Genomic DNA, 12,806 nt, shown 5'->3' with positions numbered 1-12,806 from the left:
CACACTGCGGCTCCCTCACACCATGGGAGCCGAGCATGAAGATCCTCGTCGCCGTCGATGGCAGTGAATTCACCCAGCGCACGCTCGATTTCCTGGCCGTGCACAAGCAGAGCCTGGGGCCACCGCACCAGTACACGGTGCTGACGGTTGTGCCGGCGGTGCCGCCGCGTGCCGCCTCCGCGCTCGACCGCGACCTCCTCAAGGACTACTACACCGAAGAGGCCGAAAAGGTGCTGAAGCCGGTGCGCAACTTCTTCGCCGAACGCGGCATGACCGGCGAATTCGTGTTCGAGACCGGGCATGCGCCCGAGCACATCGCCCGGGCGGCCACCCGCGGCAAATACGACCTCGTGGTGCTTGGCTCGCACGGCCATTCGGCGCTGGGCGGGCTGGTGATGGGTTCGGTGAGCAGCCGCGTGCTGGCCGAATGCAAGGTGCCGGTGCTGGTGACGCGCTGACCCAGCGGGGCTGGCTAACCGCCCCTCAGGCCATCGAAGCAGGTGGCCAGCACCCACTCGACGATCTGCTCGTCGCTGTACTGCCCGCCAGACTTGAGAAAGCCCGGGACCGGATCGCAGGCCCGCGCGAACAGCGTGTAGAGCACCACCTCCGGCGGCAGCCTGGCGTCGATCTGGCCCAGCCGCTGCGCCTCGGTGATCCAGGCGCCGAGCTTGTCGCTCACTTCGAAAAGGCGGTCGAGATAGATCTTGTTGGCGGTGAGAGCCGCGCGCAGGGTGGAGTTCTGCGCAGGCAGCGACGGCATCTCGCCGGCCAGCTGCTGCTGCATGGTCCAGCGCGTCACCGCCCGCAGGCGTTCGAGCGGCGACTGGGCCCCATCGGCCTCGCAGCGCGCAATGAACGCGAGCGCATGGTCGAGCACGCGGATCATGGCCGCCGCGGCCAGGTCTTCCTTGGAGGCGAAGTGCTTGTACAGGCTCGCCTTGGCGATGCCCACGTCGGCCGCCACCTCGTCCACCGTCATGCTCTCGAAGCCCTTCTCCGCGAGCAGGCGGTTCACCGAAGCAACGATCGCGTCTTCGCGGACGCGCAACACCTGTTCCCGAAACGACACGCGAGCCATGATCCGCGGATTCTAGGTGCCGTGTCGCCGCGGCCCCCGGCTCGCGAACCTCAGCTGTGGCGGCGCTTGAACAGCGGGGCCGTGTGAGGCGCGCCCGCTGCCTGATGGCTCAGCTCGTCGTAGCCGCAGCCGGTGTCGGGCAGCATGCTCATCTCCAGGCCGAACGCGGTGCCGAGTGACGCGGGGTCGTCTGCCACGAGCATCGGACGCTGCGCCCAACCCAGGCGTTGCAGCCAATGGGACCAGACGGTAGACGGTGCGTGCTTCATGTCGACCTCCAACAGCGGGTACGGGTAGCGATGTGTTACCCAGTGTGTACAGATGTCGGCTCGGCGAGGGGACAAATAAGGGGGCAAACGCCGCACATCTGCGGCCCGCGTGAAGTCTTACGCACGCAGGGGGCCGGCGTGTCCGGACTCGACCACGAAGCTGGCCTGGGAGTGAAGGCGGGCCGCGTGGGCCACCGGGAATGCTGCAGCGCGGAACTCGCAGTGCAGGCGCTCGGGCGTGACGTCGATCAGCGCATAACCGCGTTCGTCGCTGCGCGCGTGCAGCAGGTCCGGGTTGGACCAGCGCAGGGCCAGGTTCGCAGCCTCCGACAGACCTCGGCTGGTGATCGAACTGGTGACGAACTCGCTCGCCACGGCAGGCGACCTCTCGTCATTGGGCACCACGCGCAACGGCGCGGCCACATGGCGATGCACGTCGCCGCCCAGGCAGGTGACGTTGCCCAGACGCGCGTCGGCAAGCGAACGCAGCAGGCGTTCGCGCGCCTGCGGATAGCCGTCCCAGCTGTCGGTGTAGATGGTGCGGCCCATCGGCGTGTCGAGGCCGCTGGGGCTCATCTGAGAGCCCTGGCCCAGCAGCTTCCAGCGCCGCGTGCTGGCGGCGAGCCCCTGCGTCAGCCAGCGCTCCTGCCCTGCCCCGAAGACCGAGCGGGCGGTGTCGCCCAACTGCGCACACTGCTGCGATGAGAGGATGCGGCCGCCACTGTGCGCGGCGTCGTTGCAGGCCTGGTTGCTGCGGTACTGGCGGCCATCGAGGACCCACAGGTCGATCAACCTGCCGAAGCTGTAGCGATCGTGCAGGCGCATGTGCTGCCCCTCGGGCAACTGCAGCGGTGAAAACGGCAGATGCTCGAAGTAGGCCTTGTAGGCTGCGATGCGCCGCTCGATGAACCCGGGGTGGTCGAGTTCGCTCCCATGGTCGGCCGCGTAATCGTTCAGTACTTCGTGGTCGTCCCACGTCAGGATCCATGGGTGTGCGGCATGCGCAGCACGAAGGTCGGCGTCGAGCTTGTAGTGTGCGTGGCGGCGGCGGTAGTCCTCGAGCGACCGCGGTGGCGGACCTTCGTGGGGGCGCATGGCCAGCAGCGGCGAGAGGTTGTTCTCGTAGATGTAGTCGCCGACGAACAGCACGCAGTCGAGATCGCGCGTTGCGATCTCGCGGTGCACCGCGTAGTGGCCGTATTCGTAGTGCTGGCACGAGGCCAGCGCCAGGCGCACGCGCGCCACTCCGGCATCGACGGCCGGCGCAGTGCGGGTGCGTCCGATCGGGCTCACCGCGTCGCCGCTCATGAAGCGATAGAAGTATTCGCGGCTCGGAGACAGGCCGCTGACGTGGACGTGCACGCTGTGGGCATGCTCGGGCAGCGCTTCGACGACGCCGTGCCGCACGGGCTTCGCGAAGGCCAGGTCCTCCGCCACTTCCCAGCGCACTGCAATGGGCGATGGCGGCAGACCCCCCAGCGGTTGCATCGGTGCGGGCGCCAGGCGCGTCCAGATCACGATGCTCACGGGGCGCGGCTGACCGCTGGCCACGCCGAGCTTGAACGGGTATTCGTCGAACCCCACCGCAGCGGTGCGGCGCGTGTCGCCGCTCAACCGCGGCGAAAACAGCGCAGCGAAGGCCAGCGCTGCCGTGCCGGAGCCAAGGCGCAGCAGCAGGTGTCGGCGGGCAGCGACAGCGGCATCGTGGGACATCGGGCACGCATTCTGCCCACGCGCCGTGACATCCGGATCGATGCAGCGCGCCGAGTCCCCCAACAGGTGGATGGGATTGCGCAACATCGCACACTAAGCTCCCTCAGGGATAGGAAACGGCCATGAGTCACTTGTCGCTGCAAATGCTCACATGGGGAACCATCGCTGGTGCTGTGGCCAGCGCCGTGCTGCTTGCTGCGAGCGACGAGGGGGTGGGCGAGTCGTTCAACTTCGATCTCGAACCGCCCACGCTGGGCCAGCGGGCCGAGCAACGTCTGCAGAACCTGCGCTCAGAACTGGTACGCGAGCCGCCCCGCGCGGGCCGCGCCCCATCACAGGCGGCGTCTTCCGCCGCGAGTCGCTGAGGCCTTCCTGGCTGGTTGCAAAGGCTTTTCGGGCACCAGCGCGGCGCGTGCACCTTCGGCGAGGGCCTGGCCGATGCGGTCGAGCAAGGCGGGACGCATCCGAGCAGGGGCCAAGCCCGCGGAAGTGGTGTCCGGCAGCAACTTCCACTGATGCCAGTACAAGGCCACGTCGACCGACGTGTCATCGCGCAACGCGAGCAGCTCGCCCCGATCGAGTGCCTCCCTCACCTGCAGTTCGGGGACCACACCCACGCCCCAGCCCATGGTGGCGGCTCGCACATAGGCCTCCGACGACGGCACGAAACGTTCGGTCAGCCGCGGGCCGCGCACCCTGAAGGCGCGTGAGACCCACTGCGCCTGCATGTCGTCCTTGCGGTTGAACACCAGGAACGGCACGTGGGCGAAGTTGCCTTCGTGCAAGCCCCGCTTCGCGTCGCCACCCAACTGCTGGTGCACGTAGGCGGGGCTCGCCACCGCGACGTAGCGCATCACCCCGAGCGGCGTGACGCTGCAGCCGCGCAGCGCCTGGCTCACCGTGGTCACGCAGCCGAGCACGGCACCCTGGCGCAGCCAGTCGTGGGTGAAGTCCTGGTCGTCGACCACCAGCTCGAGTCCGAATCCGGCGCGGTGGCCTTCCTGCACGAGGGCGTCGAGTGCAGGCAGCACCCAGGTGGCCAGGCTGTCCGCGTTGACCGCCACCGCGACGCGCTCGTCGCCGCCCGAGGCGCCCAGTTCGCGCGAGACGTCGGCGCGCAGGGCGTGCCACTGTCTCGCCAGGCGCAGCAGCACCTTGCCCGGCTCGGTGAGCCGCAAGGGGCGAGAGCGAACCACCAGCAGCTGGCCGACCTGGGCCTCAAGCGCACGCAGGCGCTGCGACACGGCCGATTGCGTGATGGCCAGGCGCACGGCCGCCCGTTCGAAGCTGCCGTCATCGGCCAGCGCGGCCAAGCAGTCGAGGGCAGCAGGGTCCAGTGACTTCATAAGCGCCGCTAATGTAATCGGAAGAATATGAATGAGTGTTCATGTTCGATGCCGGGCTGCCGACAATCCGGGCCATGTCTGTGCCCGCCTTTCCCATCGACGCGTCCGCTGCAGGTGCTGCCTTGGGGCAGGGCTTCTTCATGGGCGCCGGGCTCATCATGGCGATCGGGGCGCAGAACGCGCTGGTACTGCGGCAAGGGCTCGCGCGTGCGCACGTGGGGCCGACGGTCCTCCTGTGCGTGCTGTCGGACTGGCTCCTCATCATGGCCGGTGTCTACGGCCTGGGCTCGCTGATCTCGGGCTCGCCGACCGCGCTGGAATGGCTGCGCTGGGGCGGGGCAGCCTTTCTCGCCTGGTATGGCGTGGTGGCGCTCCGGCGCGCGATCGCGCCGGTGCACGGCAGCCTGCAGGCGGCAGGTGCGGTGTCCAGCCTGCGCGACACCCTGATGGCCGCCGCCGCGATGACCTACCTGAACCCGCACGTGTACCTCGACACCGTGGTGCTGCTGGGCAGCGTGGGCGCACAGCACCGCGGCGATGCGCGTGCCGCGTTCGCGGCCGGCGCCGGGCTGGCGTCGCTCGCCTGGTTTGCCGCGCTGGGCTATGGCGCGGCCGCCGCCGCGCCCTGGCTGCAGCGCCCGCAGGTGTGGCGTGCCATCGACGCGGTCGTGGCAGCCGTGATGTTTTTCGTGGCCTGGCAATTGCTCGCCAGGCCGTTGATGTGAGCACAACGCACCCACAAGGAGCGGGCATGAAAGTCGTCATCCTCGGCGCCGGCATCATCGGCGTGTCCACCGCCTGGTACCTGCTCGAAGAAGGGCATGAGGTGACCGTGGTCGACCGGCAGGCCGACGCGGCGCTGGAGACCAGCTTTGCCAACGGCGCACAGATCTCGGTGAGCTTCTGCGAGCCCTGGGCCAATGCCGAGGCGCCGCTGAAGGTGCTGAAGTGGCTCCTGCGCGACGACTCGCCGCTGCTGTTCCGCCCGCGGCTCGACCCCGCCCAGTGGCGCTGGGGCCTTTCGTTCCTCACCCAGTGCACCGACGGCGCCTTCGAGCGCAATGTCGAACAGCTCGTTGCGCTGGGCCGCTACAGCCATGAGTCGCTCAAGTCGCTGGTGGCTGCCACCGGCATCGAATACAACCGGCTCGAGCGGGGCATCCTGCACTTCTTCAGCTCGCAGAAGGACTTCGACGCCGGCGCGGCCGGTGCCGAACTCATGCGCACCCATGGCGTCGACCGGCGCGTGCTCAGCCGCGACGAGGTGCTGAAGATCGAGCCGGCGCTGGCCGCCTGGGGGCCTCGCATCGCCGGCGGCACCTACACGCCGAGCGACGAATCCGGCGATGCGCGTGTCTTCACACAGGAGCTGGCCAGGCGCTGCATCGCCCGGGGCGCGCGCTTCCTCTACCAGCACGACGTCGTTGCCATCGAAAAGGCCGGCGGCGAAGTGAGCCAGGTCACGGTGGCCGAACAGGCCAGCGGCAAGAAGACGGTGCTGAAGGCCGATGCCTACGTCGCAGCGCTGGGCTCGTACACCGCGCCGCTGCTGCGGCCGCTCGGCGTGTCGCTCAACATCTACCCGGCCAAGGGCTACTCGGCCACGCTGCGCCTCAAGCAGCCCGACCGCGCCAGCGTGGTCAGCATGATCGACGACGCCCGCAAGATCGCGATCTCGCGCCTGGGCGACTTCATCCGCATCGCCGGCACGGCGGAGCTGGCCGGCTACGACACCTCGCTCGACAGCAGCACCTCGCGGGTGCGCTGCGAGGCGCTGGTGCGACGCTATGAAGAGCTGTTCCCCGGCGTGGCCGACACGACCGAGGCCAACTTCTGGACCGGGCTGCGCCCCAGCACGCCGACCAACATCCCCTACATCGGCCGCACGAAGCTCGGGCGGCTGTGGGTGAACGCGGGCCACGGCACGCTCGGCTGGACCCACGGCGCAGGCTCCGGCCGGGCTCTGGCCGAGCTCATCAGCGGCAAGCAGCCGGCACTGAACTTCGAGTTCTACGGAGACCTGCCGCAGCCGGTGGGTTCGCGGCTGCGGCCTCACCTGGCCTGAGTTTCCATAATGGCGGCATGACGACGAACCGCCATTTCCTCTTCCTGAACGCCGCCACGCGCGAGCCGGGCATCACGGGCAACACCGAAGCGCTCGCGCGCCGCGCCGCGGCCCGGCTGTCCACAGGCACGACCCAGTCCTGGCTGCGCCTGGCCGACTGGCCCCTGCCGCCCTTCGTGGACCTGCGCCATTCGGCGGGCGTGTATCCCATGCCCGAAGGCGCCGCTCGCAGGCTGCTCGATGCGACGCTCGAGGCCACCGATCTCGTGCTCGTGTCGCCGGTGTACTGGTACTCGGTGCCTGCCTCGCTGAAGCTCTACTTCGACCACTGGAGCGCTTGGATGCGCGTGCCCGGTGTCGACTTCAAGGCGCGCATGGCCGGCAAGCGGCTGTGGGTGGTGGCCACCAGCGGCGACCGCGCCAAGGCAGAGCCCATGCTCGAGAGCTATCGCCTGTGTGCGGGCTTCATGGCCATGCACTTTGCCGGGGCACTGTGGGGCAAGGGTGGACCGCCCGGTGCGGTGGATGCAGACGCGCAGGCGCTGGCCGAAGCCGAGCAGTTCTTCATCGGCGCCACGCATTGGTAAGCAAATGAAAACCAGGCGGCCTTGGACGGTCGCTGCAGCCTGACGGACGGTCGATGGTCACGGGCTTCCCTCGTTCGAGGGATGGTCGCTGCAGCAGCCCGACTCATAAACTGGCCCCCGTTTGCTGTCACACGGGTCTGCTCAGATCGACGAAAAGACAGGGCCCGAACGACACTCAAGATCGCAAGGCTCACAGGCTCCCAACGACGTCCTTTTTTTGAGGACTTCCAGACGCCCACCCGATTCATTCGGGTGGGCTTTTTTTTCGCCGCCTCAGGCCGGGAAGCCGTCACGCAGGGCGTCGCGCAGGTAGTGCACGAAGGCCTGCACCGCGCGAGGCACCTGGGGCGTGTAGGGGCGCAGCGCATAGATGTGCCCGCCGAACAGGCCCACCGGCCGCCAGCCCTGCAGCACGCGCACCACACGGCCGGCCTTGAGCGCCGCCTGTGCACTGAAGTCCGGCAGGATCGCCAGGCCCAGCCCGTCCATCACCGCCTCGCGCAGCACTTCCGAATTGTTGGCGCCGAAGCAGCCGCGGATGGCCACGCTCACCGGCTCGGGCCGCTCGCGGCTCGTGCGCTCGGGCTCGAAGCGCCACACCGGTGACTCACCAGGGCGCAGGTAGTGCAGGCACTCGTGCATGGCCAGGTCCGACGGGTGCCCGGGCGTTCCGCGCCGGCGCAGGTAGGCTCGGCTGGCCACCAGCACACTGCGCGTTTCGCACAGCGCCCAGGCCACATGCGTGTCGGGCGGTGTGGCGGTATGGCGTATCGCCAGGTCGAAACCTTCCTGCGCCAGCGGCACGAGGCGGTCGCTCAGTTCGAGCTCGATGCGGATGTCGGTGTACTCGCGCAGGAAGGCCGCCAGCCGCGGAACCACCTGCTGCCGGCCTAGCGCCACCGGCGCCGTCACGCGCAGCAGGCCGCGCGGCGCGCCGGCCATGTCCTTCACGCCGACGAAGCTGCGCTCGATCTGCTGGTAGGCGTCGCGAGTGGCGTCCACCAGCTGCTGGCCGGCTTCGGTGAGGCGGACGCTGCGCGTGGTGCGCCGCACCAGCGGCAGGCCGGCGGCGCGCTCGAGCTCGCTGATGCGCTGGCTCATCGCCGCCTTGCTGATGCCCAGGCGCTGCGCCGCGGCGGTGTAGCTGCCGCATTCGGCCAGCACGCCCAGCGCATGCAGGTGCGCCCACAGCGCATGGGTGCTTCGTGTGTCGATCATGAGATGCATTGTTCGGCAATGTGAACAATGAGATCAAGCCGGTGCTCTGGCGGGGCGGCGGGCCGGCGCCTAGACTCGTCGCATTCACAAGAGGAGACCGCCATGGGTGCACCCGACCTGCCGAACCTGCAACAGCATCTGCGAGCCACCGTCGGCCACTGGATCGGCGGTCGCCATGTGCCGCCTGCCGGCGGCCGCGCACAGGCGGTGTACAACCCGGCCACCGGTGCGGTGGCGCGCGAGGTGGCGCTGGCGAGCGCCGACGAGGTGAACGCGGCGGTGGCCGCCGCGCAGGCGGCCTTCCCGGCCTGGGCCGACACGCCGCCGATCCGGCGCGCGCGGGTGCTGTTCAAGTTCCTCGAGCTGCTCAACCAGCATCGCGACACGCTGGCGGCCATGATCACCAGCGAACACGGCAAGGTGTTCACCGACGCGCAGGGCGAGGTCACCCGCGGCATCGACATCGTCGAGTTCGCCTGCGGCATTCCGCAGCTGCTCAAGGGCGACTACACCGAGCAGGTGTCCACCGGCATCGACAACTGGACGATGCGCCAGCCGCTGGGTGTGGTCGCCGGCATCACGCCGTTCAACTTCCCGTGCATGGTGCCGTGCTGGATGTTCCCGGTGGCCATCGCCTGCGGCAACAGCTTCGTGCTGAAGCCCAGCGAGCGCGACCCGTCGCCCAGCCTCTTCATGGCCGAGCTGCTCAAGCAGGCCGGCCTGCCCGACGGCGTGTTCAACGTGGTGCAGGGCGACAAGCTGGCGGTGGACACGCTGCTGTCGCACCCCGACGTGAAGGCGCTCAGCTTCGTCGGCTCCACGCCGATCGCGCAGTACATCTACGAAACCGGCGCCCACCACGGCAAGCGGGTGCAAGCGCTGGGCGGCGCCAAGAACCACATGGTGGTGATGCCCGATGCCGACATCGAGCAGACGGTCGATGCGCTGATCGGCGCCGCCTACGGCTCGGCCGGCGAGCGCTGCATGGCCATCAGCGCCGCGGTGCTGGTGGGCGACGTGGCCGACAAGGTGGTGGGCAAGCTTGCCGAACGCGCCCGCGCGCTCAAGATCAAGAACGGCATGGAGCTCGATGCCGAGATGGGCCCCATCGTCACCCGGCAGGCGCTGGAGCGCATCGAGGGCTACATCGCCCACGGCGAAAGCGAAGGTGCCAAGCTGGTGGTCGACGGCCGCGGCTACCAGGTGCCGGGCCACGAGAAGGGCTTCTTCACCGGCGGCACGCTGTTCGACCACGTGACCCCGCAGATGAAGATCTACAAGGAAGAGATCTTCGGCCCGGTGCTGGTGTGCGTGCGCGTGCCGGACTTCGCCTCGGCGGTCGAGCTGGTGAATGCCCATGAGTTCGGCAACGGCGTGGCCTGCTTCACCCGCGACGGCAACGTGGCCCGCGAATTCGCGCGCCGCATCCAGGTGGGCATGGTGGGCATCAACGTGCCGATCCCGGTGCCGATGGCCTGGCACGGTTTCGGCGGGTGGAAGAAGAGCCTGTTCGGCGACATGCACGCCTATGGCGAGGAGGGTGTGCGCTTCTACACCAAGCAGAAGTCGGTGATGCAGCGCTGGCCCGAGAGCACGCCCAAGGGCGCCGAGTTCGTGATGCCCACGGCGAAGTAGCCGCTCTACTCGCTCCAGATCGCCTCGAGCACCTGCGCGACGTCCACCTCGGTGGCCGTCTGCGCCAGCGCCACGGCGGCGAAGAGGCCGACCAGCAGGGTGATGAGGTAGCTGCGCAAGGGTGTCATGTCCGACTCCTGAACGGGAGTGCCCATGACACGAAGACTAGGCAGCCGGCCGGCGCGCCACCATCGGCTCACCGCGCAGCACGCGGTGAGACTGATCTGACAAGGCGGTGCCGCCGGGCTACTGCCCGGCCTGCCAGGCATCGACGAAGGCCCGCGCACGCCGTGCCAGCTCGTCGATCGCAACACCCGGCTTGAACAGCGCCCCGCCGATGCCGAAGCCGGTGGCCCCCGCGGCGCGCCAGCCCGGCAGGCTTTGCGGCGTGATGCCGCCCACCGGCCACAGCGGCGTGCCGGCCGGCAGCACCGTGGCCAGCGCCTGCAAGCCGGCCGGCGTGAGCATCTCGGCCGGGAACAGCTTCAGCGCCTGCGCGCCCGCGCGCAACGCTGCAAACGCTTCCGTGGCGGTGAACACGCCGGGGGCCGAAAACAGCCCGAGCTTGCGGGTGCTGTGGATCACCGCTTCGTCGCAGTGCGGCGACACGATGAGCTGCCCGCCGGCCGCGGCCACCGCCTCGACCTGCGCCACCTCCAGCACCGTGCCGGCCCCGACCAGCGTGCCGGGCGGCGCCATCTGCACCAGCGTCGAAATCGCCTGCAATGCACCGGGCCGGTTGAGCGGCACCTCGATGGCGCGGAAGCCGGCATCGAACAGCACCCGGCCCACCTCGTGTGCGCGCTCGGGTTCGAGCCCGCGCAGGATGGCCACCAGCGGTGGTGAGGGCGGCCAGGCAGCGGTGGCATTCATCGAGGCATCTCCTTGCGAAGGGCCTGCCAGGCGGCCGCCTGCACGGCCTGCACGTCCAGCAGTTCGACCTGGTGCCCGAGCTGGGCGGCGCAGGCGGCATGCAGGGCGGCGAGGCGAGGGGCGCCGATCACCCGCACCGGCGCATCGGCCGCGAGGCCGGGCTGCCGCCGCAGGTCGTGCCACTCGGTGCCGATCAGCACGCCGCTCACATAGGAGGCGGCCGCCTCGCGCGGCAGCGCGCCGGTCACCACGCGGGCCCGTGCACCGAACAGCGCGTGGCTCATGGCCGCTTCTGCCGCATGCGTCACGCCGCGCGAGAAGGCCTGCGTGTCATGCTGGTCGCGGCCGTGCTGCATCAGGGGCGCCAGCGTGCCGCGTTCACCCAGCAGTGCGAACAGCTCGCCGGTCAGGTAGGTGCGCAGCCAGCGGATGCGGCCGCCTTCGAGCCAGACCCATTTGCAATGGGTGCCGGGCAGCACGTACCAGCCGTTCGCATGCGCCCCGCCACCCAGCAGATGCAATGCGCCGAGCAGCTGCGTTTCTTCGCCGCGCATCACGTCCACCGCATCGCCCATGCCTTGCCAGCGCACGCCGGGCACGATCCAGGCGTTGTCGGGCGCGCCGGGGGCGGTAAGCCTCACCAGCCTCTGCGGCAGTTCGAGCAGCGAGCGGCTGCCGTCGAGGTAGGGCGCTTCCTGCCAGCCCTGGGCACTGCCCACCATGCCGGCCATCACCAGCGTGGCGGGCGCGCCTGCCGGCAGCCCCAGGCCCGCCAGCAGCACCGGCAGCGACGCGGCAAAACGCGGCGCCACCGACAGCAGCCCGGCACTGTCGTCGTGCCGGGCCACCAGCGACTCGCCGTCATAGCGCCAGGCGCGGCGGTGGGTGCCGCCCCAGTCGATGCCGAGCCAGGTCGCCTCAGCCACGCCTTGCCTCGAACAAGCGCTGCAGCAGGCAGAACACGAACAGCAGCGCGCCGATCACGATGCGCGTCCACCACGAGCTCAACGAGCCGTCGAACATGATGAGGGTCTGGATGATCCCGAGGATCAGCACGCCGAACAGCGAGCCGACCACATAGCCCACGCCGCCGGACAGCAGCGTGCCGCCGATCACCACCGCAGCGATCGCATCGAGCTCCAGCCCCACCGCATGCAGGCCGTAGCCCGACTGCATGTAGAAGGTGAACACGATGCCGGCCAGCGCCGAGCAGAAGCCCGACAGCGTGTAGACCAGCACCGTGGTGCGCGCCACCGGCAGGCCCATCAGCAGCGCCGATTGCTCATTGCCGCCGATGGCATAGACGGTGCGGCCGAACTCGGTGCCATGGGCGATGAACACCGCCAGCGCCACCACCGCGAGCGCGAGCAGCGCACTGATGGTGATCGCCGCCTCCTCGCCCCACAGCGGAAGGCGCGTCTGCGCCAGCGTGGCATAGGTCTCGTTGGTGATGCTGATGGAGTCGATGCTGATCAGGTAGCACAGCCCGCGCGCGAGGAACATGCCGGCCAGCGTGACGATGAAGGGCTGCAGCCGGAAGCGCTGGATCAGCCAGCCCATGAAGCCGCCGAAGCCGGTGCCCACGGCCAGCACCAGCGGCATCACGACCAGCGGGCTCCAGTGGTGGTGCTCCACCAGCGCGGCCGAGATCATGGTGGTGAGCGCGATCACCGAACCCACCGACAGGTCGATGCCGCCCGACAGGATCACGAAGGTCATGCCGACCGCCACGATCACCAGGAAGGCGTTGTCGATCAGCAGGTTGAGGAAGACCTGCGGCGACAGGAAGCCGTCGTAAAGCACCGATCCCAGGGTCGCCATCGCGACGAACAGGGAGATCGTCGCCGCGACCGGGATGTATTTCGGGTCGAGGTGCATACGGCGGACAGAACCGCCCGTTTGCGCTGAGGTATCGAAGGGCATGCGCGATTCGTCGGAGGGCTTCGATACCTCAGCCCGAACGGAGAGTGGCGGGGCGCTCATGTCAGCCCCTCGGCCGGCTTGGGAGCGGCCCGGCGC

The 12,806-nt window shown here is 69.2% G+C and carries 15 protein-coding genes; 6 read left to right on the top strand and 9 right to left on the bottom strand.

The window, feature by feature from the left end; translation table 11 throughout:
- Nucleotides 1-35: 35 nt before the first annotated feature.
- Entirely contained in the window at nucleotides 36-458 is a 423-nt protein-coding gene (locus E8D38_RS05790) for a universal stress protein (RefSeq protein WP_140626795.1), read from the top strand.
- A 14-nt stretch (nucleotides 459-472) separates the two neighbouring features.
- On the opposite strand, the gene E8D38_RS05785 is transcribed toward E8D38_RS05790, so the two are convergent.
- The 3 genes from E8D38_RS05785 to E8D38_RS05775 all read right to left on the bottom strand — a co-directional run bounded on the left by E8D38_RS05785 (nucleotide 473) and on the right by E8D38_RS05775 (nucleotide 3,063).
- The gene (locus E8D38_RS05785) at nucleotides 473-1,081 is read right to left on the bottom strand and encodes a TetR/AcrR family transcriptional regulator (protein WP_140626794.1); all 609 of its coding nucleotides are present in this window, start codon (nucleotides 1,079-1,081) and stop codon (nucleotides 473-475) included.
- 50 nt (nucleotides 1,082-1,131) lie between these two features.
- Nucleotides 1,132-1,350 carry a hypothetical protein gene (locus E8D38_RS05780; RefSeq protein WP_140626793.1) on the bottom strand — a complete coding sequence of 73 codons (219 nt, stop codon included), beginning with the start codon at nucleotides 1,348-1,350 and terminating at the stop codon, nucleotides 1,132-1,134.
- 117 nt (nucleotides 1,351-1,467) lie between these two features.
- On the bottom strand, nucleotides 1,468-3,063 hold the full coding sequence (locus E8D38_RS05775; protein WP_140626792.1) for an alkaline phosphatase D family protein: 1,596 nt from the start codon (nucleotides 3,061-3,063) through the stop codon (nucleotides 1,468-1,470).
- Between the two features lie 122 nt (nucleotides 3,064-3,185).
- Here E8D38_RS05775 and E8D38_RS05770 point away from each other — a divergent pair, with 122 nt between their 5' ends.
- Nucleotides 3,186-3,428 carry a hypothetical protein gene (locus tag E8D38_RS05770; RefSeq protein ID WP_140626791.1) on the top strand — a complete coding sequence of 81 codons (243 nt, stop codon included), beginning with the start codon at nucleotides 3,186-3,188 and terminating at the stop codon, nucleotides 3,426-3,428.
- On the opposite strand, the gene E8D38_RS05765 is transcribed toward E8D38_RS05770, so the two are convergent.
- Nucleotides 3,396-4,409 carry a LysR family transcriptional regulator ArgP gene (locus E8D38_RS05765; RefSeq protein WP_140626790.1) on the bottom strand — a complete coding sequence of 338 codons (1,014 nt, stop codon included), beginning with the start codon at nucleotides 4,407-4,409 and terminating at the stop codon, nucleotides 3,396-3,398. The two genes, E8D38_RS05770 and E8D38_RS05765, sit on opposite strands and share 33 nt — an antisense overlap.
- Nucleotides 4,410-4,483: 74 nt before the next feature.
- Between E8D38_RS05765 and E8D38_RS05760 the strand changes: the two genes are divergently transcribed.
- Genes E8D38_RS05760 through E8D38_RS05750 form a run of 3 tightly spaced genes read left to right on the top strand, consistent with a single transcriptional unit; the run spans nucleotide 4,484 to nucleotide 7,061 of the window.
- Nucleotides 4,484-5,134: a LysE/ArgO family amino acid transporter gene (locus E8D38_RS05760; RefSeq protein ID WP_140626789.1), complete on the top strand. Its 651-nt coding sequence runs from the start codon at nucleotides 4,484-4,486 to the stop codon at nucleotides 5,132-5,134.
- A 26-nt stretch (nucleotides 5,135-5,160) separates the two neighbouring features.
- Nucleotides 5,161-6,474, top strand: a complete 1,314-nt coding sequence (locus E8D38_RS05755; RefSeq protein ID WP_140626788.1) for a D-amino acid dehydrogenase — start codon at nucleotides 5,161-5,163, stop codon at nucleotides 6,472-6,474.
- Between the two features lie 17 nt (nucleotides 6,475-6,491).
- Complete coding sequence (locus E8D38_RS05750) at nucleotides 6,492-7,061, top strand: flavodoxin family protein (RefSeq protein ID WP_140626787.1); 570 nt, start codon at nucleotides 6,492-6,494, stop codon at nucleotides 7,059-7,061.
- 273 nt (nucleotides 7,062-7,334) lie between these two features.
- Here E8D38_RS05750 and E8D38_RS05745 read toward each other — a convergent pair whose 3' ends face one another.
- Nucleotides 7,335-8,279 (bottom strand): LysR family transcriptional regulator, encoded by a 945-nt coding sequence (locus tag E8D38_RS05745; protein WP_425462752.1) that lies wholly within the window; start codon nucleotides 8,277-8,279, stop codon nucleotides 7,335-7,337.
- A 102-nt stretch (nucleotides 8,280-8,381) separates the two neighbouring features.
- On the opposite strand from E8D38_RS05745, the gene E8D38_RS05740 reads away from it, so the two are divergent.
- The gene (locus tag E8D38_RS05740; RefSeq protein ID WP_140626786.1) at nucleotides 8,382-9,914 is read left to right on the top strand and encodes a CoA-acylating methylmalonate-semialdehyde dehydrogenase; all 1,533 of its coding nucleotides are present in this window, start codon (nucleotides 8,382-8,384) and stop codon (nucleotides 9,912-9,914) included.
- Nucleotides 9,915-9,919: 5 nt separating this feature from the next.
- Here the strand turns inward: E8D38_RS05740 and E8D38_RS29270 are convergent, their stop codons facing one another.
- From E8D38_RS29270 to yjfF, 4 genes are all read right to left on the bottom strand, one after another.
- Nucleotides 9,920-10,042 carry a hypothetical protein gene (locus E8D38_RS29270; protein ID WP_281286082.1) on the bottom strand — a complete coding sequence of 41 codons (123 nt, stop codon included), beginning with the start codon at nucleotides 10,040-10,042 and terminating at the stop codon, nucleotides 9,920-9,922.
- Nucleotides 10,043-10,160: 118 nt separating this feature from the next.
- Nucleotides 10,161-10,787: a 2-dehydro-3-deoxy-6-phosphogalactonate aldolase gene (locus E8D38_RS05735; RefSeq protein ID WP_140626785.1), complete on the bottom strand. Its 627-nt coding sequence runs from the start codon at nucleotides 10,785-10,787 to the stop codon at nucleotides 10,161-10,163.
- On the bottom strand, nucleotides 10,784-11,713 hold the full coding sequence (locus tag E8D38_RS05730; RefSeq protein ID WP_140626784.1) for a 2-dehydro-3-deoxygalactonokinase: 930 nt from the start codon (nucleotides 11,711-11,713) through the stop codon (nucleotides 10,784-10,786). Before E8D38_RS05730 ends, E8D38_RS05735 begins: the two co-directional genes overlap by 4 nt.
- Nucleotides 11,706-12,665 (bottom strand): galactofuranose ABC transporter, permease protein YjfF, encoded by a 960-nt coding sequence (gene yjfF, locus E8D38_RS05725; protein ID WP_342779511.1) that lies wholly within the window; start codon nucleotides 12,663-12,665, stop codon nucleotides 11,706-11,708. Before yjfF ends, E8D38_RS05730 begins: the two co-directional genes overlap by 8 nt.
- Between the last annotated feature and the right edge of the window lie 141 nt (nucleotides 12,666-12,806).

The sequence above is a fragment of the Methylibium rhizosphaerae genome (genome assembly GCF_006386545.1).
Taxonomy (GTDB): Bacteria; Pseudomonadota; Gammaproteobacteria; order Burkholderiales; family Burkholderiaceae_C; genus Pseudorivibacter; species Pseudorivibacter rhizosphaerae.
The sequence above is the reverse complement of the archived record's forward strand: the minus strand, read 5'-3'. Positions and strand labels throughout refer to the sequence as shown.